We start from the raw sequence: 21,274 nt of genomic DNA on the forward strand, positions 1-21,274 counted from the left end.
CTAGGAACCGGTGCCCCCGGCCCCCGTCAGCGCCCGCATCTCCGCCACGAGCACATCGAGCGGCGTCCCGGTCGGAAACACCGCCGCCGCGCCCGCCGCCCGCATCCGGGGTACGTCCGCCGGCGGGATCGTGCCGCCCACGACTACGGCGATGTCGTCGGCCCCGGCCGCCCGCAGCGCCTCGATCACCCGCGCCGTCAGGGCGAGATGCGCACCGGAGAGGATGCTGAGCCCGACCACGGCCACGTCCTCCTGGACGGCGGTCGCCACGATGGCGTCGACGCGCTGCCGGATGCCCGTGAACACCACCTCGAACCCGGCGTCGCGCAGCGTCCGCGCGACGATCTTGGCACCGCGATCGTGCCCGTCCAGCCCGGGTTTGGCGACGAGGATGCGAGCCGCCCTGCCCATCAGAAAACCACCGGTTGCTGGAACTCGCCCCAGACCGCCTTGAGTTCGGCGACCATCTCCCCCACCGTGCAGTAGGCGTTGGCGCAGTCGATCAGTAGGGGCATCAGGTTCTCCGTCCCGTCCGCCGCGCGCGCGAGCCGGGCCAGCCGCTCCCGTACGAGGGCGGCGTCCCGGTTGGCCTTCACATCGGCGAGGCGCTTCAGCTGACGATCACGTCCCTCCGCGTCCAGTTCGTACGTCGCGAGGTCCGGCGGCGGCTCGTCGGAGACGAAGCGGTTGACGCCGACGACCGGCCGCGTGCCCGCCTCGACGTCCAGGTGCAACTGGTAGGCCTCGTCGGCGATGAGCCCTTGCAGATAGCCGTCCTCGATGGCGCGGACCATGCCGCCGTACCGCTCCAGGTCGTCCATGATCTCGACGATCCGTGCCTCGGTGGCATCGGTGAGCGCCTCGACGAAGTACGAGCCGCCGAGCGGGTCCGCGACCCGGGTCACGCCCGTCTCGTGGGCGAGGATCTGCTGAGTGCGCAGGGCCAGCGTCGCCGACTCCTCGCTGGGCAGCGCGAACGGCTCGTCCCAGGCAGCCGTGAACATCGACTGGACGCCGCCGAGTACGGAGGCCAGCGCCTCGTACGCCACCCGGACGGTGTTGTTCTGGGCCTGGGGCGCGTACAGGGAAGCCCCTCCGGCCACACAGCCGAAGCGGAACATGGACGCCTTGTCGGTCGTCGCGCCGTACCGCTCCCGGACGATCGTCGCCCAACGCCGCCGCCCCGCGCGGTACTTGGCGATCTCCTCGAAGAAATCGCCGTGCGTGTAGAAGAAGAAGGAGATCTGCGGGGCGAACTGATCGATCGTCATCCGGCCGCGCTCCAGCACCGTGTCGACATACGTCACCCCGTCGGCGAGCGTGAACGCCATCTCCTGTACGGCGTTGGCGCCCGCGTCCCGGAAGTGCGAACCGGCGACCGAGATCGCGTTGAAGCGCGGCACCTCGGCGGCGCAGAACTCGATGGTGTCCGCGATCAGGCGGAGGGACGGCTGGGCCGGCCAGATCCAAGTGCCCCTGGACGCGTACTCCTTGAGGATGTCGTTCTGGATCGTGCCGGTGAGTTTCGCGCGTGGCACGCCCTTCCGTTCGGCGGCGGCGACGTAGAAGGCGAGGAGGATCGCCGCCGTGCCGTTGATGGTGAAGCTGGTGCTGATCTTGTCAAGCGGGATGTCCTCGAAGAGGATCTCCGCGTCCGCGAGGGTGTCGAGGGCGACGCCGACCCGGCCGACCTCCTCGGTCACTTCCGGGTCGTCGGAGTCGTAACCGCACTGGGTGGGCAGGTCCAACGCCACCGACAGGCCCGTACCGCCCTGTTCGAGCAGATAGCGGTAGCGGCGGTTGGACTCCTCGGCCGTGCCGAAGCCGGAGTACTGGCGCAGGGTCCACAGCCGTCCCCGGTAGCCGGTCGCGTAATTGCCGCGTGTGAAGGGGTAGTTGCCCGGATCGGGTGGTTCGGCGGCCCGGTCGGCGGGGCCGTAGACCGCCTGGAGCGGGAGGCCTGAGGCTGTTTCGTGCGCTTGGGTCATCGCAGTTGGTCCTTCATCACCTTGCCGGTGGCGTTCAGCGGCAGCTCTTCGAGGAACTCCACGGACCGGGGCGCCTTGAACCCGGCCATGCGCTCACGGCTCCAGGCGATCAGGTCGGCCGCCGAGACGGGTGCGCTGCGTACGACGAATGCCTTGCCGACCTGCCCGAGCCGCTCGTCCGGGACGCCGATCACGGCGGCCTGGGCGACGGCCGGGTGTTCGAGGAGGAAGCCCTCGATCTCGGCCGGGTAGGCGTTGAAGCCGCCCACGATGAACATGTCCTTCTTGCGGCCGACGATCCGCAGGTGCCCCCGGTCGTCGAGGGTGCCGAGGTCGCCGGTGTGCAGCCAGCCGTCCGCGTCGATCGTCTCGGCGGTGGCGGCGGGGTCGTCGAGGTAGCCGCGCATGACGCTGTAGCCGCGGATCAGGACCTCGCCGTCGGCCGCGATGCTCACCTCGACGCCCTCGCAGGGGGTGCCGACCGTCGTCGCGATGTCCTCGAAGGAGTCGCCGGGGCGGGAGGAGGTGGCCGTGCCCGCCTCGGTCAGGCCGTACCCGGTCATGATGTGCCGGAAGGGCAGGTCGCTGACGATCCGGCGGATCAGTTCGACCGGGATGTCGGCGGCGCCGGTCACCGCCACCCGCAGCGAGGACAGGTCGTGCCGGTCGCCCGCCGCGAGGAGGGAGTGGTAGAGCGTGGGCGGGCCGGGGAGCACTGTCACCTTCTCCCGTGCCACCAGCTCCAGTACGCGGTCCACGTCGAAGACCGGCACCGGGAGGATGGTCGCGCCCCTGATCAGGGAGGCGATGCAGCCCGCCTTGTAGCCGAAGATGTGGAAGAACGGGTTGACGATCAGATAGCGGTCGCCCTCGCGCAGGGTCGCCAGGTCGCACCACTCGCCGTACAGACGGAGCGTCTGGGCGTGTGTCATCAGGACGCCCTTGGGCCGCCCGGTGGTCCCCGAGGTGAACGTGATGTCGCTGACGTCGTCGCCGCTCACCGTCCGCTCGAACGGCGAACCGCTCGCCAGGAAGCCGGACTTGAGGTCGATCACGGGCACGCCCGGCGGCGCCTCGAAGTCGAGGCCGAGGAAACCCGCCTCCACCAGGACCAGCTTGGCCCCGCTGCGGTGGACGATGTCGTGGGCCTCGGCCGCCTTGAACCGGGTGTTGACCGGGACGAGCACCCCGCCTGCGGTGAGCAGCCCGAAGGCGGCGACGATCCACTCGGCGGAGTTGGGCGCCCAGATCGCGACCCGGTCGCCCTTCCCGATCCCGGCCGCGGCGAAGGCGCCGGCGGCCGTGCGCACCCGGTCGACCAACTCGGTGAAGGTGAGTCTGAGTTCGCCGTCGACGACCGCTTCGGCGTCACCGAAGCGGTCGGCCGCGCTCAGCACCATCCTCGGGATGGTCTCCCAGTTCATTCCGGGATCAGCCTGGAGAGGTTGCCGCCCATGATCTTGGCCTGGTCCGGCACGCTCAGGTGCTGGATGGCGTCGACGTAACTCTGCGGCTGGGCCAGGCCCTCGGGGTGCGGGTAGTCCGAGCCGAACAGGACCCGGTCCACGCCCATCAGGTCGATGAGGTCGCTGAGGTCGTCCTCGTAGAACGGGCTGACGTGGATGCTGTCCTTGACGGCCTGCACCGGGTCGCCGAGGAACTCGTTCGGCATCTTCTTGTAGACGTCCCGGAGTTGGTCGAGCAGCGGCGCCACCCAGGAGGAGCCGTTCTCGATGAGCGCGATCTTCAGCCCCGGCACCCGGAACAGGGCGCCGTGGCACACCCAGGCGGCCACCGCGTCCTGGATCGGCCGCCACTCGGACACCGTACGGAAGGCGTTGGGCTTGAACGGGAGCATCTCGTTCGTCCCGCCCTCCCAGTCGCTGGTGTAGCGGGCGTAGCCGCTGTCCGAGGAGTGCATCGCGATCAGGACGCCGGTCTCGACGGCGCGCTTCCAGAACGGGTCGAACTCGGGCGCGGCGAAGGAGCGTGAGCCGCCGTAGCCGGGGACCGGGGCGGGGCGTACGAGGATCGCGCGGGCGCCGCGCTCGACCGCCCAGTTCAGCTCCGCTATCGCCTTGTCGACGATGGGCAGGGTGATGACCGGGGTGGTGAGGATGCGGTCCTTGTAGTTGAAGCCCCAGGTCTCGTACAGCCACTCGTTGAGCGAGTGGATCACCGCGTGGATCAGTTCGGGATCGTCCCGCATCCGCTCCTCGATGAGGCTGGCGAGCGTCGGGAACATCAGCGTGCGCTGCACACCCAGTTCGTCCAACAGCTCCAGCCGGGGCCCCGGTTCACGGAAGGCGGGGATGGAACGCATGGGATCGCCGAAGATCTCGCGGCGGCTCTTCCCCTCAGGGTTGCCGTACTTGAAGTAGTCCTCCATCGCCCCGGGGCGGGCGACCACCTCGAAGGTGGGGTTGGGGATGTACTCGCTGATCTGCCCCCGGATCGCGATCTTCGTACGGCCGTTCACCTGCACGTACTGGATCGCGCCTTCGTATTGCTTGGGGAGGTGCCTGGTCAGCGCCTCTTCGGTCTCGTACAGGTGGTTGTCCGCGTCGAAAAGCGGATACGGCAGCTCGCGCGACGGCATGGAGATCCTCCTTCGCAGATTACGAGAATCCTATTCTCACTTCGCACGGCCCGCAATGTCCTTGCGGAGAACGAACTTCTGGACCTTGCCGCTGGCGGTACGCGGGAACTCGTCCAGCACGTGCAGTTCCTCCGGCCACTTCTGGCGGGCGAGGCCCTCCCGGTCGAGGTGGGCGCGCATCTCGTCGAGCGTGGGCGCGGGATGTCCGGGCTTCAAACGTAGGACGGCCGCCGCGTGTTCGCCGAGCCGCTCGTCGGGTACGGCCACCACCGCGGCCTCGGCGACGGCCGGCAGGGCGAGGAGCACCTCCTCGACCTCCAGCGCGCCGATGTTCTCGCCGCCCCGAATGATGATGTCGGCCTTGCGGTCGGTGATCGTGAGATAGCCGTCGCCGTCGACGACCCCGATGTCGCCGGTGCGGTACCAGCCGTCGGCGTCGAAGGCGCGGTCGGTCAGCGCGGGGTCGGTGTAGCCGAGGCAGAGGTCCGGTCCCCGGCTGAGGATCTCACCGTCGTCGTCGAGCCTGACCTCGACGCCGGGGAGCGAATCGCCGTCGGTGTAGAGGCGCTTGGCCTCGGGCGCGGTGTGCCGGGAGCCGGTGATCGAGGGGTGCTCGGTGCTGCCGTACGAGCGGAAGACGGTGATCCCGAGCGCCGCCAGCCGGTTGGTGACGGCGGCCGGGACCGCCGAGCCGCCGAGTCCCGCGTATTTCATGCCGGTCAGGTGGCCGGGCGTGAAGTCGGGGTGGTCGAGGAGGCTCGTCATGTAGTACGCGGCGCCGCCGCCGACCGTCAGCCCGTCGCTCTTCATCAGACTCAGGGCCGCTCCCGGGTCCCAGACGTCGGCGAGGTTGACCGGGCTGCCGTCCAGGACGGGGATGAGGAAGGCGTTGATCATGCCGATGAAGTGGCCGACGGGCGCCGAGGTGAGCTGGCGGCCCCGGTCCGGCGGGTAGAGCCCGGCGAGTTGGCGGGTCTCGAAGCCGAGGGTCTGGTGGCTGTGCACAACTCCCTTGGGATCACGGGTCGTTCCGGAGGTGAACGCGACAAGTGCCGGGCCCGCGGGGTCGGTCGGGAGGATGCCGGGGAGGGGTTCGTCGGCGAGCAGGTCGTCGAAGTCCCGTCCCACGACGCCGACCACAGGCACCTCCGCGCTCAGCTCCGGCCGGTGTTCGAGATGGCCGAAGCGGGCGGCGGTGACGAAGACGCGCGGGCGGACGGCGTCCAGGATGTAGCCGACCTCCTTGCGCCCGTAGAAGTGGACGACCGGCACGACCACCGCACCGAGGAACGCCGACGCCCAGAAGACCGCCGCCGCCTCCATCCAGTTGGGCAGCTGGAAGGCGACCACGTCACCGGGGCCCACTCCGCGCGCCCTGAGCCCGGCCGCGAGGCGGCGTGCGACGCGCTCGACGTCGGCGAAGGTTCCCGTCCAGGGCCGTACCGCCGAGTGGACGCGGAACTCCGTGCCGGGGGCGGCCGTCAGCCCGCGTGCCAGCAGGTCGCCGAGCGTGTCGCGGGTCCACCAGCCCTCCGCCTCGTAGTGCTCGGCGAGTTCGGCGGGGACCGTGCGCGTGGGGATCGTTCGCATCGCGGGAACTCCCTCCCTTGTGACGAGAATTGCACTCTCGCAGAGGGAGAAGGTAAATTCCATACATGGTACGAGACCACGGTTTCCACCCGGTCCGGATCAAGCGGATCGTCCAGGAGACAGCCGACACGCGTACATACGTCCTCGACGCGCCCTTCCCCTATCGCGCCGGGCAGTTCTTGACGGTCCGAGCGTGCGGCGCTCTGCGCAGCTACTCGATGTCGAGTTCGCCGGACACCGACAGCGAGTTGATGACCACGGTGAAGCGGGTGCCGGGAGGACTGGTGTCGAACTGGATGCACGATCACCTCTCCCCCGGCGATCTCATCGAGACGACGTCCCCGGCGGGTGTCTTCTGCCTGCGCGAGGGGACGGCGCCGCTGCTCGCCCTCTGCGGCGGCAGCGGGGTCACACCGATCCTCTCCCTCGTGAAGACCGCGCTGGCCACGACCGGGCGCCGGGTTCGAGTCCTCGCCGCGAACCGGGACGCGGGGTCGGTCATCTTCGGCGACACGCTGTCCGAGCTGGCCGAACGGCACGCGGGCCGGTTCGAGATCCGGCACCACCTGGACGACCGGCAGGGCCTCGTGACAGCGCCGGAGATACGGGAGTTCGTGGCCGGCGACCTCGACGCGGACTTCTATCTCTGCGGACCGGCGCCGTTCATGACGCTGGCGGAGGACACGCTGCTCGGGCAGGGGGTCGGGGCCGGGCAGCTCGTCGCCGAACGCTTCACGGTGCCGGAGCCGACGGTCGCTGCCGAGGCGGTGGCCGAGACCGGCGCCGGTACGGTCACCGTCGTCCTCGCCGGGAAGCGGCGCACGGTCGACCAGCATCCCCGGGAGTCGCTGTTGGAGAGCGCCCGCCGGGCCGGCCTGATGCCGCCCTTCTCCTGCGAGATGGGCAACTGCGGCACCTGCATCGCCCGGCTCACCGAGGGCGAGGCCAAGATGCGCGTCAACAACGCCCTGGACGACGACGAGGTCGCCGAGGGCTGGGTCCTGACCTGCCAGAGCGAACCGGTGACCCCGCACGTCACGGTCGAGTACGAGAGCTGAGTGCGAGACACAAGACACGTGAGCCGAGAGCCGAGAGCCGACTGCGAGGACCGAAGCCCGCGCCCGCGCCCCACCGACCGAAGAGGCACACATGGTTGATCTGGAACTCGAACTGGACGACGGCCTGGCGGTCATCACCATCAACCGCCCGCACGCCCGCAACGCCATCGCGCCCGCCACCATGGACGAGCTGGACAAGGCCCTCGACGCGGCGGCGGACGCCCGCGCGCTGGTCATCACGGGCGCCGGTGAGAAGGCCTTCGTGTCGGGCGGCGACCTCAAGGAACTCGCCGCGATCCGCACCGAGGACGAGGCGCTGGCGATGGCCCTGCGGATGCGCGGCGTCTGCGACCGCATCGCCGCATTCCCCGGTCCCGTGATCGCCGCCCTCAACGGCCACGCCTTCGGCGGCGGCGCCGAGGTCGCGGTGGCAGCCGACATCCGTGTCGCGGCCGACGACATCAGGATCGGCTTCAACCAGACCGCTCTGGCGATCATGCCCGCGTGGGGCGGCGCCGAACGGCTCGCCGCACTGGTCGGCAGGGGCCGGGCACTGCTGCTCGCCGGCACCGCGCAGATCCTCGACGCGCCGGAGGCGGCACAACTCGGCCTGGTGGACCGGGTGTTCCCCCGGCCCGCCTTCGAAGAGGGCTGGCGCACGCTGGCCCGCAGACTCGCCACCCGCCCGGCACAGGAGATCAAGCGGGTCGTGTCGGGAGCCCTGACGGCGGACGAGGCGGCGCACGCCTTCGCCCGGCTGTGGGTGTCGGACGAGCACTGGCAGGCAGCGGAAAGGGTGATGTCCCGTGGATGACATACGAGTTGAGACCACAGGTGGGTACGGCGCCGCCGGAGCTGTCGCGGAGGCAGACGCCGACCGCCCACCCAGGTCCGCGCAGGCCGACCTGACCGACGTACGCACCGAGCCTGGTGGCGCGGCGGACGAACTCGGCCCCGTGCACGTCGAGTCGAGCCCGATCGGGCCGATCGTCCGTCCTCCGGACCCCACCGATCTCGTGATCCTCTACCTCCACGGCGACCGGCATCTCTCCGGCACCCCGGAGTCGGCGCTAGACCTCGCCGAGCGGCTCGCGCTGCGCACCGGTGCCGTGGTCGTCTGCCCGCGCTACCGCAGCTCGTTCCCGGGTGCCCTGGACGACGTACACGCGGTGTACGCCTCCTGCCGGGCCCGGGGGCCGGTCGCGCTGGCCGGGGAGCGGCTCGGGGCCGGACTCGCGGCCTCGCTGCTGGTGCGACTGCGGGACATGGGGGCGGCGGCGCCGCAGTGCGCGGTGCTCGGCTCTGCGTTGCTCGATCTGACCCTGGACGCGCCGAGCCTGCTGTTCAACGCGGCGGCCGAGCCCTCCTTCGACCTCGACGAACTCCGGCTGCGCGCCGCCCTCTACGCCGCCGGTACCGAGCCGACCAACCCGCTGCTCAGCCCCCTGCACGCCAACCTCCACGGGCTGCCGCCGGTGCAGCTGCTGGTCGCGGGCACCGATCCGCTGCTGGACGACTCGCTCGCGTTCGCCGCCCGCGCGGCCCGTTCCGGGGTCACCGTGGATCTGCGGGTGCGGGAGGACGCCGAGCGGCTGCGGCCCGAGACGGTGACGGCGATGGCCGGTTTCATTCGGGCGTGGACCCGATCAGAAGGGTCATCACGTCCCGCATGATCTCGGGATAGTCGGACTGCTCGTCGTCCATCAGCCACTGGAGCTGCATCCCGTCGAGCATCGCCACCAGGGCGCTCGCGGCGGCGCGGGGCGTGAGGCCGCTGGGCAGCCGGTCGCCGTAGAGCTTGGTCAGATGGGCGACGGTGTTGTCGCGGATCGTGCGGTAGCGGTCGTGGCAGAACGCGTGGGCCGAATCGTCCCCGATGAGTCCCTCCGCGACCAGCGCGCTGTGGATCTGGACGAGCCCGGCGTTCTGGTGGTCGTATGTGACGACGGCGGCGACCAGGCTCGGCAGGTCCTTGTAGACATGGTCGGCCAGGTGTTCGCGGGCGAGGTCCTCGCGGCGCTGGAGAAGCGCTTGCAGCAGGCGTTTCTTGCTGGGGAAGTAGTGCAGGACGCCCTGCCGGGTCAGCCCGGCCCGCTCGGCGACGGCGTCGATGGAGGCTCTTCGGTAGCCGCGCGCGGCGAACACCTCCAGGGCAGCGTCCAGGATCTCCTCGCGCCGGGTCGTCGTCTCCACGCGTCACCCTCTCCGCCGCCGGTACACCGATGTGCCGGTACGGTCACCTCACCACACCGGCGGCCTTTCCGGCCACTGCCCGGTCGGCAGCGGTTTCCGGCCCGGTGCGCCGAAACACCGACGCCTGCCGCCGAAACACCAACGCCCGCCGGAGAGGCGGGCGTTGATTCGGTTCGGGGCCGGGGTCAGCCGTTGGCGGCAGGCGGCTCGAAGCCCGCGACGATCACCATGTTGGAGTCGGCCGCCGCGTGCCGCAGGGGCTTGGCCTCGCCGTACTCGGCGGACTCGTACCAGGCGCGGGCCGCCTCCACCGACTCGAACTCCAGGACGACGGTCCGGTCACCGTGCCACTCGCCCTCCAACTGCTGCGGCGTGTCGTCGACGGCCAGGACCGACCCGCCGCTCGCGACCAGCGAGGCCCCGGCGGCACGGGCGTAGACCTCCAGGCCCGCCGGATCCTTGATGCTCTCGGTGACGATGACATAGCCCTTGGGCATGGATCTCTCCTCATCTGGGACCACTGTGCCGACGGGCCTCAGCTCAGCACGATGGCCCGCTCGGGGCAACTGCCCACCGCCGTGCGCACCGCGTTCTCGTGCTCGGCGGGGATCTCGGGCACCAGTACCTCGGCGTACCCGTCGTCGGTGAGGTCGAAGACCTCCGGGCACAGGGTCCAGCACACGCCGTGCCCTCGGCAGCGGTCCTCGTCCACGGCGGCCTTCATCGGGCGGGCTCCTCTGCGGGTGCGGGCGTGAACTCCAGGCCGAGGTGGGTCAGTCCGCGCAGGATGTACGTCGGCAGGTACCGGTACCGGCGGGCGTCGGCGGGGCCGTGCACACGGTCCGAGATCCTGATGTCGGACGTGCGGTCGAGGATGCGCTCGATGGCCACCCGGGCCTCGGCGCGGGCCAGGGGTGCGCCGGGGCAGGTGTGGACGCCTCGGCCGAAGGCGAGGTGGTGGCGGGCGTTGGCGCGCGTGGCGTCGAAGGTCTGCGGGTCCTCGAAGTGGCGGGGGTCGCGGTTCGCGGCGCCGTTCAGGACCATGAGCGTGGTGCCGGCGGGGATGTCGACGCCGCCGACGGTGGTGGGTGTGCGGGAGAGCCGGAAGTCGCCCTTGATGGGGCTCTCCATCCGCAGTGCCTCCTCGACGAAGTTGGGGACGCGGTCCCGCTCGGCACGCAACAGGGCCTGGATCTCGGGCTGTTCGGCGATCACCTTGAGCGCGTTGCTGAGCAGTCGGACGGTGGTCTCCTGACCGGCGGCGAAGAGGTTGGTGGCGACGCGGGCGACGTCGGCGACCTCGGGGGTCGAGCCGTCGGGGAAGGTGGCGATGGCGAGGCCGGTGATCACGTCGTCGCGGGGTTCCCTGCGTCGGTCCTCGACGTACTCCGCGAACCGCCCGTACAGGTACTCCAGCGGGCTGTGTGCCATCTCGCCCTTGGTGCTGCCGACACCGGCGCCGGACCGCGGCTGGTGCTGGAGCCGCTCGACGAACTCCTCCCGGTCGGAATCCGGGATGCCGAGCAGGTCGGTGATGACCCGCAGAGTGAAGGGCCCGGCGAAGCCGCCGATGAAGTCGCCCTCGCCCGCGGCCAGATACTCGTCGAGCTGGGCGTCGGCGAGGTGCCACATGGACGCCTCGTTCTCCTTGAGCCGCCTCGGCGTGATGAGCCGCATCAGCAGCCCGCGGTGGGCCGTGTGCAGGGGCGGGTCGAGCGTCGGCAGCTGGTCGCTCATGGGGAGTTCGTCCCGGTGGCGCTCGATCAGTTCGCTGACGTCGTCGCCCTCCAGCGGGACCGGGAACCCCGGGAAGGGCCCGGTCACCGACACGCACGACGAGAAGGTCTCGGAGTCGCTGAAGACCTGCACCGCCTCGTCGTACCCGGTCACCATCATCACGTCGTGATGGCTCTCGCGCTGTACGGGGCATCGGCCGCGCAGGGCCTCGAAGTACGGGTAGGGGTCCGCGACGGGCCCCTCGTCGCGGAAGAAGTCGATCGCGTCGAAGTCGTTCACGGCCTGTACGGCTCCCTTCGTCACCCTGACGACCGACGATAGCAATGCTCTTCAATTATGAGAAGCTCATTTCCGCCACCGGGAACTACCCTGTGAGCCGCCTTACGGAGATCAGTGGCCGTTCGGCCCGCGCCATGAGGGCGAGGGCGTCGTCGGCGGTCCGCATCACGGTCGCGCCCGCCGGTGTCCCGGCGCCCTCGGCGAGGTCGGCCAGCAGTCGCGCGTCCTTGCGCAGCAGCGGTCCGCCATGGGCGGCGATCCGGTCGAGGGTGCCCCCGGCCGCCGCGACCCGGCCGAGCGCGAAACTGGCCCCGCTGCCGTGCGCGAGGACGTCGGCGAGGCCGGCCGGGTCGATGTCGAGAGTGCGCCCGAGGGCGAGTACGTCGGCGGAGGTGGCCAGATTCGCCGTGAACAGGGCGTTGTTGAGCAGCTTGGCGACCTGCCCCGAGCCCAGCGGGCCCATGTGGACGACCGGGTCGCCGAACGTCTCGAAGACCCGTCGGCAGAAGGCGACGGTCCCGGACTCGCCGCCGACCATGACCAGCAGCCGCCCCTCGGCCGCCGCACCGCCGCCTCCGCTGACCGGCGCGTCGACCAGGGTGACCCCGCGCAGACGGGCCCGGTCGGCGAGGCGACGGCAGGTGTCGGGGTGGACGGTGCTGTGCACGGCGATCACCCCGCCCTGGCGGAGCCCGGTGAGGACGCCCTCGTCACCGGCGATCACCTCCTCGACGTCCGCGTCGTCGCCGACGCACACGCACACGAGGTCGCTGGCGGTCGCCAACTCGGCTGCGGATGAGGCCCGTTGGGCGGGCGTACCGGCGAAGGGGGTGAGCGTGGCGGGCCGTCTCGCCCACAGGGTCGTGGTGAAGCCCGCGTCGACGACGCGCCGTGCCATGGGCCCGCCCTGGACGCCGAGCCCGATGAAGCCGACGCGCATCAGCCGGCCTCCTGCGCGGCCGGTTCGGTCGCCGGTGCTTCCGATGCTTCCGGTGCCTTCGCCGTGGGCCGCTCGGGACGCCAGAAGGTCGCGAGCATCCCCGCCGTCGCCGCCACGGCCACGCCGAGCGCGATGCCGCCGCCCGCCCAGCCGGTGATCTCGATGTCCGCCGCGTGGTCCAGGGAGACCTTGCCGGGTCCGAAGACCCCCAGCGCGACCGAGATCACGGCGAGCGTCAGGACGTACTCATAGCCGTCCTTGAACACGAAGAACCCGTTGGTCCGGTGGGCGAGGAGCCCCGCGACCAGCATCACCGAGACGACGGCCGCGCAGGCCAGCGGGGTGAACAGGCCGAGGACCAGCAGCGCGCCCGCGCCGATCTCGGTGACGACGCTCATCCACGCCTGCAGCTTCCCGTGCCGCAGCCCGAGTCCGCCGAACCAGCGGGCCGTGCCCTCGATCTTTCCGCCGCCCCGCCAGTGGTTGAGCCCGTGCGCGATCATGATGACGCCCAGAACCACCCGTACGACCAGCAACGCGACCACTTCCGCGTTCGTCAACTTGCTCTCCCCTGCTGCCGTTCGGCGACCTGCGCCGCCGAAGCCTGTTCCTCGCGTGCGAGCACGCACTCCTCCACGAACGACAGCACCTTGAGGTGATAGGCCAAAGAGGTCAACCCAATGCTCAAGTTGTGTCCACCGCCCGTCTGTTCGTCGACGGCCACCCGGGGCGACGCGGTGAACAGGGAGGCGATGTCGGCGAGCGCCGAGGGTCCGCCGCTCCACACCCGCTCGTGCTCGCCGAGCGTGTAGTGGACGGGGACGCGTATCCGTGGGGCGAGCTGGGGAAACGTGTCGATCCAAGTCCGGGCGACGGCACCCTCGTACGCGGGTGAACGCGACGCGATGCGGGCGCCGCCGACCACGTCGTCCGCGTACAGGCGGGACGGCTGCCACAGCAGGTCGCGCACCCCGGCGTTCGGTGGCCGGTGGCGCCAGTCGCCGAGGATGCCGGCCGCGTCGGCGTGGTGACGGCGTCCGGTGCCGGCGATCTCCAGGCCGAGCAGGCCGGGGCCGCGCCGTTCGTCTGCCGCCATGCGGACCCCGAGTTCGGAGCCGATGGAGTGGGCCAGCACGAAGACACCGGCCCCGCGCGGTCGCGAGGCCAACAGCCGCTCCACGGCTCCGTAGGCGACGTCGACGCGCCGTTCGGCTGAGGTGAACTCGTCGGCGTGCGGGGCCGAACTCCCGTATCCGGGACGGTCGATGGCGATGACGGTGAAGCCGAGGGACTCGCCGACGCGGAGCAGGGACAGCCGGGGCCGGTCCGGGTAGTCGAAGTACCCGGAGAACGCGGCCCCGCCGTGCAGGGCGAGGACGACCGCGCGCGGCTGCCGTGCCTCGCGCAGCAGTGCCGATACGGCGATGCCGTCCACGTCTACGACGACGCGTGAGGCACCGGTCATGTGTCCGCCCGGAAGAGGATCGCACCGCTCGGGGCGAGCCCCCCGGTGCTGACCACGGCGACCCGGGCGTCCGGGACCTGGCGTGCTTCGGCCTCGCCGCGCAGTTGGGTGATGGCCTCGTGGACGAGGCCCAGGCCGTGGGTGCGGCCGTGCGAGAGCTGGCCGCCGTGGGTGTTCAGTGGCAGGAGTCCGTCGCGGGCGATGTTCTTGCCGCCGTCCAGGAAGTCCTTGGCCTCGCCGATCCCGCAGAAGCCCAACGCCTCTATCCAGGAAAGGCAGTTGAAGGTGAAGCCGTCGTAGAGCTGGGCGATGTCGACGTCCGACGGCCGCAGGGAGGTGCGGGTCCACAGGTGGGCGGACTGGCCGAGGACCTGGGGTTCGTGGGTGAGGGTGCTCTGGTCCCACTCGATGCGTTCGAGGAGCTGGGTGCCGACGGCCTCGACGAGGACGGGCGGTTTGGCGAGGTCGCGGGCCGCGTCCACGGCGGACACGATCACGGCGACCGATCCGTCGCAAGGCACGTCGCAGTCGTACAGGCCGAAGGGGGTGGTGACCATCCGGGCCTGGAGGTAGTCGTCCATGGTCATCGGATCGCGGTAGATCGCGGTGGGGTTGAGCGCGGCGTTGGCCCGCTGGTTGAGGGCGATCCAGCCGAGGGTCTCGCGGGTGGTGCCGTAACGGTCGAAGTGGCGCTGAGCGTTCATGGCGAGGGTGTGCGCGGCCGAGTACGCCCCGAAGGGCTTCATCCAGCCCGCCGCCGGTGCGCCGGCAGCAGGCGCGGCGATCCGGCCGCGCTTGACGAGTTCGCCGTACGACGACTCCCAGACCGTACGGAAGCACAGCACATGCCGGGCGAGGCCGCCCGCGACCGCGAGCATCGCCGCGATGAGCGAGCCGCCGGGGCCGAAGGTCTCGCTGCCGCCGTTGTACCAGGTCGGCTGGACGCCCAACGCGGCCTCCAGCGCGGTGACTCCGCCCTCGGCGAAGCCGCCGTAGGCTCCGGCGCCCGGGTAGGCGGCCAGACCGTCGATGTCGGCGATGGTCAACCCGGCGTCGGCGATGGCCCGTTCGCAGGCCTTCACCGTCAACGACAGAGGCGGGACAAGGAGTCGGCGCCCGACCTCCGAGGCGCCGACGCCGGTGATCGCGACCTTGTCCTCGAACTTCTCCGGGGTCACCATCGGGCGTACGTGGGACCGGAATCGGGCCGGTTCGATGGCGTCCGCGGGGAAGGGGGCCGGCTCCGTCTGGTCGGCGGCCGGGCGGAACAGGGGCAGCCACGCGTCCCCGGCCCGCTCGAAGACCACCTCCATGCGCATGCCCAACGTCAGTTCGTCCGGGGCGCATTGGACGGCGTTGGTGGTGAGGCGGACCCGGGGGTCCTCCTCGATGGCGACCTGGGCGACGACGAACGGGGTCGGCAACCCGGGTGCGGGGAAACGGTGGTTGACGGTGAAGCCGATCAACGTCGCGTAGCCGGAGACAGCCCGCACGCCGGTGTCGTGCCCGTGGCAGTAGCGGCACACCGGCTGCGGCGGATGGATGAGGGCCGCGCAGGACCCGCACTCCGTCAGACGCAGCCGGCCGTCCGCGCCGGAGGTCCAGAAGAAGGCGTTCTCCTCCGTGATCTCCGGCGCGGCCCGCCCCGGCGTGCCGGGTGTCTCGTCGGTCATGTGGTGATCTGCGCCTTCGTCTTGCGGACCGTGACCGGTTCGGCGATGCGCTGCTCGTCACAGACCCGCTGCAGCTTCTCCAGCGTCTCGTCGAGCCCCGCGCCGAGCCGGGGGCCCGGGGTGAACGTCGCCGGGAGATGGCGCATGCCCTGGATGACGCCGATGGTCTCGTAGTGCACAGTGCCCTCCGGGTCGCACCGGTAGTCCGGCATTCGGTCGAACACGGCGGTGACCATGCGCTTGAACACCGTGCGGGCGACGTTGGATCCGATGCAGCGGTGGATGCCGAGGCCGAAACTGCTGTGCCGGTTGGCCGGGCGTTCCAGGTGGATGGTGTCGGGGTCGGGGAAGACGGAGGGGTCGCGGTTGGCCATCGCCCAGGACAGCCAGAGCCGTTCTCCCTCCTTGAACTGTGTTCCGGCGATCTCGCAGTCGGCGGAGAAGGTCCGTCCGTCGCCCGGGGCGGGCGTGTAGAAGCGCAGGAACTCCTCCGTGGCAGAGTCCAGCAGGGTGTCGCGTTCGCGGCTGAGGCGGTCCCGCTCAGCGGGATTCTCACCGAGCCACTCCAGTGCGTGCGCGGTGAGCGCGGTCGTGGTGTCGAAGCCGCCGCCGATCAACAGGGCGAGTACGCCGAGGAGTTCACCGTCCGGCGGGGTGCTGCCGTTGATGTCGGCGTGGATGAGGGCGTCGACCAGTCCGGGCCTGGGGTTGGCGCGGATGTCGGCGATGGCCATGGCCAGGCCCATGCCCATGTTCCTGGCCATCTCGGCGACGCGTTTCATGTCTGGCGAGTTGGGTGGCGTGTATACGGAGGCGTGGGCCGGCTCGTTGTAGACGGTCCAGTCCTTGAGCGGGATGCCCATCATCGCGAGGGTGAGGACGGCCGGGACGATGTTGGCGAGGTCGTCGACGAAGTCGATCCGGCCGTCCTCGATCTTCTCGTCGATGGCGGCCCGCACCACCTCGTCGATGACCGGGATCCAGCGGCTGATGGCCGCCGGGGACAGGTACGGGTTGAGGGCCTGGCGGTAGTGGCGCTGTTCCGGCGGGTCCATCTCCAGGAACCCGCCCCGGGCCTGCCCCCGGTCCTTGGACGGCGGCGGGATGCTGATGCCCTGGTAGCCGCGCCGCTCGCCCTCCACGTCGTGGTCGTTGGAGATGAACTCGGCGGCCCGGGCCAGTTCGAAGACCTCGCGGTTGCCGCTGGCGACCCAGTGGCCGCCGTGCGTCTCGCTCCACGCGATGGGGCATTTGGACTGCAACTCGTGGGTGATGTCGGTGAACTGGTCCCGGTACTCGGGACTGTGCCGGTCGAAGTGGACGGTGTGCTTCTTGCGGCCGTCGACGTCATCGTCCGTGGTCATCGTGGTGTCGTTCTCCCCTCAGAAAACGAAGATCCCCTCAGAAACTGAGGATCGCGTCAGGAAACGAAGATCGCGCGTTCCGGGCACGACCTGACCGCCTCGACGACCTGGTCCTGCTGGTCGTCCGGAACCTCCTCCTCGATCACCGACGAGTGACCGTCGATCTCGCTCAGCTCGAACACCTTCGGCGCCCGCATGGCGCAGAGCGTGTGCCCCTGGCAGCGCTCCGGGTCGACTCGTACCTTCACGACCTGCTTCCTTCCTGCCGCAACTCGGTACTCACTACCGCTACTTGAGGTCCGCCATGGACTTGCCGACGTCGGCGAGCGTCATCGGCTTGCCGTAGGACTTCGTGTACTTGTACGCCGGGATGTCGCAGCGGTAGGAGCCCTGGTCCGGCTTGAAGTCGGCGACGGTCCAGCCCTTGTCGGTGGCCTTCACCACGTTGAAGCACGTGGGCGGGTTGGTGACCTTCGTCAGGTCCATGGGGGCCTGGAGTCCGCCCGCAGTCCACTCCGTCTGCTTCGTCGCGTTCTCGTACACGCACTTGCGGGTCAGTTCGTCGCACTGTCCGGCCGCGGTGGCGAACAGCAGCCAGGCGTCGAAGGAGCGCAGCGCGGGCAGCGTGACCTCGGCGTCGGGCGCGTACTTGGCGAAGAGGTCCTCGACCTGCTTGGTCGCCGGGTTGCTGGAGGCCTGTTCCAGCGGGGCGACTCCGCTGAGGTCGGCGTAGTTGTTCTGTTTGGCGATCGCGGTGCCGGTCAGCTGGAGGAAGGCGGGGCCGTAGGCGTTGTTGTTGGTGTCGATCCAGTCGAGCTGGTAGCCGGTGTTTGTGAGTGCCTGTTCGAGCTTGGCGAGCTGGCTGAACGAGCCGTTGAAGATGAGGCCCTTGATCTTCTTGCTCTTGATGGTCTGCGCGTACGGCGTCCAGTCGGAGACCCCGGCCGCCGGGTAGACGTCGGTGTAGGCCACCTTGCCGCCGATCGCCGGGATCAGTTCCTTGGCCTGGTCGGCGAGGACCTTGGTGAGCGGGACGTCGCCGGAGATGATGCCGACGCTGTCGGCGGAGTCCGGGTGGGCCTCCTTGATCAGCCAGGTGTAGTAGCCGGTGTAGGGGGCGTAGCCGACCCCGGCGCCCTGGGCGAGCACCTGGAGGTCCGCGCCGAGGGCGGTGACGGTGCTGGACTGGGCGGGGAAGTCGGGCAGCAGACAGCTGAGCCGTTCCTTGACGCCGGTGCCGTCGAAGGCGGCGCCGCCTCCGACGAGGGCGAAGTCGTCGCGGCAGGCCTCGATCATCCGCTGCTGGACCTCCATGAGCTTGGAGTCGCGGGTGACGGGGACGAGCTTGCGGCCGTTGATGCCGCCCGCCGCATTGCACCAGGAGGTGAACACCTTGGCGGCGTTGACGAATTCGGGGTTCTTGGTGAAGCCGATGTCGCTGAAGACGCCGACCTTGATCTCGCTGTCGGTGACGCCCTGTTCGGTCACGGACTTGGGGCTGCCGGAGTGGCAGACGTTCTTGAGTGTGCCGAAGTCCGCGTTGGCGGCGGCCCCGGACGCGGATGTGGACGGCTCGCCGGCACTGGAGGTGGTGGTGGAGCGGTCTGAACACCCGGCCAGGGCCAGGACGAGCGCGGTCGCGATGAGCAGTCGTCTCATCGGTCCTCCCGGTGAAGTGGTTCTGGAACTACGGGAATCACCCGGCTGGGGTGATCAGGTGACCGTGCCCGCCTCTTTCAGTTCGAGGATGCGGGGCCAGTCCAGGCCCAGTTCGAGGAGGATCTCCTCGGTCTGGGCGGCGAACTCGGGCGCGGGCCCGAGCGGTACGGGGGCGGTGACGTCGAACTGCACGGGGCTGGCGGCGAGTTGGAGTTCGCCGGCCTGCACGAGGTACTCGTTGGCCCGCACTTGTGCGTCCTCGCCGACCTGGAGGGTGTCCTGTACGGGGGCCCAGGGTCCGGCGAGGGTGGCGAAGCGCTTCGTCCAGTCGGCGAGGGTGCGCTTGCCGAGCACCTCGCGCAGGATCTTGACGGCCGACTCGGTGTTGGCGGCGATGAGTTCGGCGGTGGCGAAGCGCGGATCGTCGGCGAGGTCGGGGCGCTCGATGTGGTCGCACACGTCGGCCCAGAACTTGCCTGGCTGCAGCATCACGAAGGCCAGGTAGTGGCCGTCTGAGGTGGCGTACAGCCCGGACAGGGGGTTGGCCGGGGAGCCGTGGGCACCCGCGGGCGGGGCGATCCAGGGCCTGCCGAGGTGGAGGGAGAGAGCGGTGGCGTGTCCCATGGCCCAGACGCCGCTGCCGAGCAGGGAGACATCGACGACCGAGGCCTCGCCGGTGCGTTCGCGTCGTAGGAGCGCCGCCGCGATGCCGCCCGCGAGGTTGGTCCCGGAGATGGTGTCGCCGTAGGCGGGCGCGGGCGGGTTGATCATGCCCTCGGTACCGGCCGGGGTGATGCTGGCGGCGGTACCGGCCCGGCACCAGAAGGCGGTCATGTCGTAGCCGCCCTTCACCGCCTCGGGTCCGCGCGGACCGAGGGCACTCCCCCGGGCGTACACGATGTCCGGGTTGACGGCCCGGATGTCGTCCACGTCGATGGCGAACCGCTCGCGGTGTCCGGGCAGGAAGCTGGTGAGGAACACGTCCGAACGCCTGACCAGGTCGTACAGCACCTCGCGGCCCTCCGACCCCGAGATGTCGAGGCCCAGGCTGCGCTTGCCCCGGTTGGCGTGCTCGACATTCGGGTTCGGATCACCCTCGACGACGAACGTGCCGGTCCGCCGCAGGCCGCGCTGCGGATCGCCGTTGACGGCGTGCTCGACCTTGACGACGTCCGCGCCCCAGTCGGCGAGCACGGCACCGGCCGAGGGGACGAAGCCGTACATGGCGACTTCGAGGACGCGGATGCCCTCCAGGGGCCTCACCGGACGACCGCCGCGAAGGACTTGTACTCCAGGAACTCCTCAAGCCCGGGAACACCGCTCTCGCGCCCGATCCCGGACTGCTTGTAGCCGCCGAACGGCACGTCGGCGGCGAAGTAGTTGCCGCCGTTGATGCTGAAGGTGCCGGTACGGATGCGGCGCGCGAGGGCGATGGCCCGCTCGTCGTCCGCGCTCTGGATGCCACCGGACAGCCCGTACACCGAGTTGTTGGCGATACGGACGGCGTCGTCATCGTCGTCGTACGGGATGACCACGAGCACCGGGCCGAAGACCTCGTCCTGGGCGATCTCGCCGTCCGGGTCGACGTCGGTGAGCAGGGTGGGCGTGAAGTAGAACCCGGGGTCGACCTTGGCGCCGCCGGTGACGAGCGTCGCGCCCGCCGCGACGGCCCGCTGGACCATCCCGTCGACCTTGTCGCGCTGTTTGGCGCTGATGAGCGGCCCGGCGAAGGTCTTGGGGTCGGCCGGGTCGCCCATGCGCATCCGGGCGAGTCCGGCGGCGACCTTCTCGACGATCTCGTCGTGGTGGGCCCGGGGCACGAGGAGCCGGGTGGTGAGCGCGCAACCCTGGCCGGAGTGGGAGCAGATGGTGCCGGCCGCGAACATGGCGGCGGTGGTGAAGTCGGCGTCGTCGAGGACGATCATCGCGGACTTGCCGCCGAGTTCCAGGAACACCTTCTTCACGGTCCGGCTCGCGACCTCCATGATCCGCCGGCCGGTCGCGGTGGACCCGGTGAAGGAGACCATGTCGACGTCGGCGTGGGTGGTGAGCACCTCGGCGGCCTCGACGGAGGTGGAGGTCAGCACGTTGACCACACCGGCCGGGATGTCCGTGTGCTCGGCGATCAGTTCACCGAGGAACAGGGTGGTCAGCGGGGTGTCAGGGGCGCCCTTGAGGACGACCGTGCAGCCCGCGGCGAGCGAGGGGGCGAGCTTGGCGAGGGCCAGCTGGTTCGGGTAGTTGTACGCGGTGATCGCGGCGACGACCCCGACGGCCTCCTTCTCCACCCAGCGCCGGTGCCGCTGGCCCCGGATCTCGACCTCGCCGAGTTCCTCGGTCAGGGGGTACTTGCGCAGCAGGTCGGCGTAGAAGCGCACCAGCTTGACCGGGTCGTCGAGTTGAGGCCCGTAGGTGAGCATGCGGGGTGCGCCGACCTCGGCGATCGTCAGCTCGCGCAGCTCTTCGAGGTGGTCGGTGAGTGCCTGGTGGAGCTGGTCGAGACAGCGGATGCGGAACTGGACGTCGGTCGCCCAGCTCGTGGTGTCGAAGGCCCGGCGGGCGGCGGCGACGGCGGCCTCCGTCTGGGCGACCGTGGCGTCGGGGGCCTGGTCGAGGACCTCACCGGTGGCGGGGTTGAGCGAGGGGAAGGTGCGCTCGGTCTCGACGAGTTGTCCGTCGATGAGCAGCCGTTTCACCGCAAGACCCCCTGTACGTAGCCGAGTTGCCGC

Annotated in this window: 21 protein-coding genes; 3 read left to right on the forward strand and 18 right to left on the reverse strand. The window is 70.3% G+C overall.

Going from position 1 to position 21,274, the window contains the following annotated elements; all coding sequences use genetic code 11:
- From CW359_RS02500 to CW359_RS02520, 5 genes are read right to left on the reverse strand one after another with little or no spacing between them, the layout of a single operon-like run.
- Entirely contained in the window at nt 1-411 is a 411-nt protein-coding gene (locus CW359_RS02500) for a cobalamin B12-binding domain-containing protein (protein ID WP_105967998.1), read from the reverse strand.
- Nucleotides 411-1,988: a methylmalonyl-CoA mutase family protein gene (locus tag CW359_RS02505; RefSeq protein WP_105967999.1), complete on the reverse strand. Its 1,578-nt coding sequence runs from the start codon at nt 1,986-1,988 to the stop codon at nt 411-413. Before CW359_RS02505 ends, CW359_RS02500 begins: the two co-directional genes overlap by 1 nt.
- A complete protein-coding gene (locus tag CW359_RS02510) occupies nt 1,985-3,412 on the reverse strand; it encodes a FadD3 family acyl-CoA ligase (RefSeq protein WP_105968000.1) in 1,428 nt (475 codons plus the stop codon). The genes CW359_RS02505 and CW359_RS02510 overlap by 4 nt, the downstream gene beginning before the upstream one ends.
- The gene (locus CW359_RS02515) at nt 3,409-4,587 is read right to left on the reverse strand and encodes an amidohydrolase family protein (protein WP_105968001.1); all 1,179 of its coding nucleotides are present in this window, start codon (nt 4,585-4,587) and stop codon (nt 3,409-3,411) included. The genes CW359_RS02510 and CW359_RS02515 overlap by 4 nt, the downstream gene beginning before the upstream one ends.
- Before the next feature lie 36 nt (nt 4,588-4,623).
- Nucleotides 4,624-6,177: an AMP-binding protein gene (locus tag CW359_RS02520; protein WP_105968002.1), complete on the reverse strand. Its 1,554-nt coding sequence runs from the start codon at nt 6,175-6,177 to the stop codon at nt 4,624-4,626.
- A 65-nt stretch (nt 6,178-6,242) separates the two neighbouring features.
- Here CW359_RS02520 and CW359_RS02525 point away from each other — a divergent pair, with 65 nt between their 5' ends.
- The 3 genes from CW359_RS02525 to CW359_RS02535 all read left to right on the forward strand — a co-directional run bounded on the left by CW359_RS02525 (nt 6,243) and on the right by CW359_RS02535 (nt 8,908).
- Nucleotides 6,243-7,235 (forward strand): ferredoxin--NADP reductase, encoded by a 993-nt coding sequence (locus tag CW359_RS02525; RefSeq protein WP_105968003.1) that lies wholly within the window; start codon nt 6,243-6,245, stop codon nt 7,233-7,235.
- Nucleotides 7,236-7,326: 91 nt separating this feature from the next.
- Nucleotides 7,327-8,049, forward strand: a complete 723-nt coding sequence (locus CW359_RS02530; protein ID WP_105968004.1) for an enoyl-CoA hydratase/isomerase family protein — start codon at nt 7,327-7,329, stop codon at nt 8,047-8,049.
- On the forward strand, nt 8,042-8,908 hold the full coding sequence (locus CW359_RS02535; protein ID WP_232838180.1) for an alpha/beta hydrolase fold domain-containing protein: 867 nt from the start codon (nt 8,042-8,044) through the stop codon (nt 8,906-8,908). Before CW359_RS02530 ends, CW359_RS02535 begins: the two co-directional genes overlap by 8 nt.
- Here the strand turns inward: CW359_RS02535 and CW359_RS02540 are convergent.
- The 13 genes from CW359_RS02540 to CW359_RS02600 all read right to left on the reverse strand — a co-directional run bounded on the left by CW359_RS02540 (nt 8,862) and on the right by CW359_RS02600 (nt 21,241).
- Entirely contained in the window at nt 8,862-9,428 is a 567-nt protein-coding gene (locus CW359_RS02540; protein WP_105968005.1) for a TetR/AcrR family transcriptional regulator, read from the reverse strand. The genes CW359_RS02535 and CW359_RS02540 overlap by 47 nt on opposite strands.
- A gap of 185 nt (nt 9,429-9,613) precedes the next feature.
- On the reverse strand, nt 9,614-9,925 hold the full coding sequence (locus CW359_RS02545; RefSeq protein ID WP_105968006.1) for a DUF1330 domain-containing protein: 312 nt from the start codon (nt 9,923-9,925) through the stop codon (nt 9,614-9,616).
- Nucleotides 9,926-9,963: 38 nt separating this feature from the next.
- Nucleotides 9,964-10,152 carry a ferredoxin gene (locus CW359_RS02550; protein ID WP_105968007.1) on the reverse strand — a complete coding sequence of 63 codons (189 nt, stop codon included), beginning with the start codon at nt 10,150-10,152 and terminating at the stop codon, nt 9,964-9,966.
- Nucleotides 10,149-11,444 carry a cytochrome P450 gene (locus CW359_RS02555; protein ID WP_105968216.1) on the reverse strand — a complete coding sequence of 432 codons (1,296 nt, stop codon included), beginning with the start codon at nt 11,442-11,444 and terminating at the stop codon, nt 10,149-10,151. Before CW359_RS02555 ends, CW359_RS02550 begins: the two co-directional genes overlap by 4 nt.
- Before the next feature lie 85 nt (nt 11,445-11,529).
- Nucleotides 11,530-12,384, reverse strand: coding sequence for an NAD(P)-dependent oxidoreductase (locus CW359_RS02560; RefSeq protein WP_105968008.1), 855 nt, complete (start codon nt 12,382-12,384; stop codon nt 11,530-11,532).
- Complete coding sequence (locus CW359_RS02565; protein ID WP_105968009.1) at nt 12,384-12,944, reverse strand: DoxX family protein; 561 nt, start codon at nt 12,942-12,944, stop codon at nt 12,384-12,386. The genes CW359_RS02560 and CW359_RS02565 overlap by 1 nt, the downstream gene beginning before the upstream one ends.
- Complete coding sequence (locus CW359_RS02570; protein ID WP_105968010.1) at nt 12,941-13,849, reverse strand: alpha/beta fold hydrolase; 909 nt, start codon at nt 13,847-13,849, stop codon at nt 12,941-12,943. Before CW359_RS02570 ends, CW359_RS02565 begins: the two co-directional genes overlap by 4 nt.
- On the reverse strand, nt 13,846-15,522 hold the full coding sequence (locus tag CW359_RS02575; RefSeq protein ID WP_105968011.1) for a thiolase C-terminal domain-containing protein: 1,677 nt from the start codon (nt 15,520-15,522) through the stop codon (nt 13,846-13,848). Before CW359_RS02575 ends, CW359_RS02570 begins: the two co-directional genes overlap by 4 nt.
- Nucleotides 15,519-16,886: a cytochrome P450 gene (locus CW359_RS02580; RefSeq protein ID WP_105968012.1), complete on the reverse strand. Its 1,368-nt coding sequence runs from the start codon at nt 16,884-16,886 to the stop codon at nt 15,519-15,521. Before CW359_RS02580 ends, CW359_RS02575 begins: the two co-directional genes overlap by 4 nt.
- A 56-nt stretch (nt 16,887-16,942) precedes the next feature.
- Nucleotides 16,943-17,134, reverse strand: a complete 192-nt coding sequence (locus CW359_RS02585) for a ferredoxin (protein ID WP_105968013.1) — start codon at nt 17,132-17,134, stop codon at nt 16,943-16,945.
- A 40-nt stretch (nt 17,135-17,174) separates the two neighbouring features.
- Nucleotides 17,175-18,545, reverse strand: a complete 1,371-nt coding sequence (locus CW359_RS02590) for an ABC transporter substrate-binding protein (protein ID WP_105968014.1) — start codon at nt 18,543-18,545, stop codon at nt 17,175-17,177.
- 54 nt (nt 18,546-18,599) lie between these two features.
- A complete protein-coding gene (locus CW359_RS02595) occupies nt 18,600-19,808 on the reverse strand; it encodes a CaiB/BaiF CoA transferase family protein (protein ID WP_105968015.1) in 1,209 nt (402 codons plus the stop codon).
- A complete protein-coding gene (locus CW359_RS02600) occupies nt 19,805-21,241 on the reverse strand; it encodes an aldehyde dehydrogenase family protein (protein ID WP_105968016.1) in 1,437 nt (478 codons plus the stop codon). Before CW359_RS02600 ends, CW359_RS02595 begins: the two co-directional genes overlap by 4 nt.
- Nucleotides 21,242-21,274 lie beyond the last annotated feature (33 nt).

The organism is Streptomyces geranii (genome assembly GCF_002954775.1).
Taxonomy (GTDB): Bacteria; Actinomycetota; Actinomycetes; order Streptomycetales; family Streptomycetaceae; genus Streptomyces; species Streptomyces geranii.

What these genes read in the sequence shown, in the direction of transcription:
- CW359_RS02500 (WP_105967998.1), bottom strand. Translation starts at nt 411, where the DNA reads ATGGGCAGGGCGGCTCGCATCCTCGTCGCCAAACCCGGGCTGGACGGG.
- CW359_RS02505 (WP_105967999.1), bottom strand. Translation starts at nt 1,988, where the DNA reads ATGACCCAAGCGCACGAAACAGCCTCAGGCCTCCCGCTCCAGGCGGTC.
- CW359_RS02510 (WP_105968000.1), bottom strand. Translation starts at nt 3,412, where the DNA reads ATGAACTGGGAGACCATCCCGAGGATGGTGCTGAGCGCGGCCGACCGC.
- CW359_RS02515 (WP_105968001.1), bottom strand. Translation starts at nt 4,587, where the DNA reads ATGCCGTCGCGCGAGCTGCCGTATCCGCTTTTCGACGCGGACAACCAC.
- CW359_RS02520 (WP_105968002.1), bottom strand. Translation starts at nt 6,177, where the DNA reads ATGCGAACGATCCCCACGCGCACGGTCCCCGCCGAACTCGCCGAGCAC.
- CW359_RS02525 (WP_105968003.1), top strand. Translation starts at nt 6,243, where the DNA reads ATGGTACGAGACCACGGTTTCCACCCGGTCCGGATCAAGCGGATCGTC.
- CW359_RS02530 (WP_105968004.1), top strand. Translation starts at nt 7,327, where the DNA reads ATGGTTGATCTGGAACTCGAACTGGACGACGGCCTGGCGGTCATCACC.
- CW359_RS02545 (WP_105968006.1), bottom strand. Translation starts at nt 9,925, where the DNA reads ATGCCCAAGGGCTATGTCATCGTCACCGAGAGCATCAAGGATCCGGCG.
- CW359_RS02550 (WP_105968007.1), bottom strand. Translation starts at nt 10,152, where the DNA reads ATGAAGGCCGCCGTGGACGAGGACCGCTGCCGAGGGCACGGCGTGTGC.
- CW359_RS02560 (WP_105968008.1), bottom strand. Translation starts at nt 12,384, where the DNA reads ATGCGCGTCGGCTTCATCGGGCTCGGCGTCCAGGGCGGGCCCATGGCA.
- CW359_RS02570 (WP_105968010.1), bottom strand. Translation starts at nt 13,849, where the DNA reads ATGACCGGTGCCTCACGCGTCGTCGTAGACGTGGACGGCATCGCCGTA.
- CW359_RS02575 (WP_105968011.1), bottom strand. Translation starts at nt 15,522, where the DNA reads ATGACCGACGAGACACCCGGCACGCCGGGGCGGGCCGCGCCGGAGATC.
- CW359_RS02580 (WP_105968012.1), bottom strand. Translation starts at nt 16,886, where the DNA reads ATGACCACGGACGATGACGTCGACGGCCGCAAGAAGCACACCGTCCAC.
- CW359_RS02590 (WP_105968014.1), bottom strand. Translation starts at nt 18,545, where the DNA reads ATGAGACGACTGCTCATCGCGACCGCGCTCGTCCTGGCCCTGGCCGGG.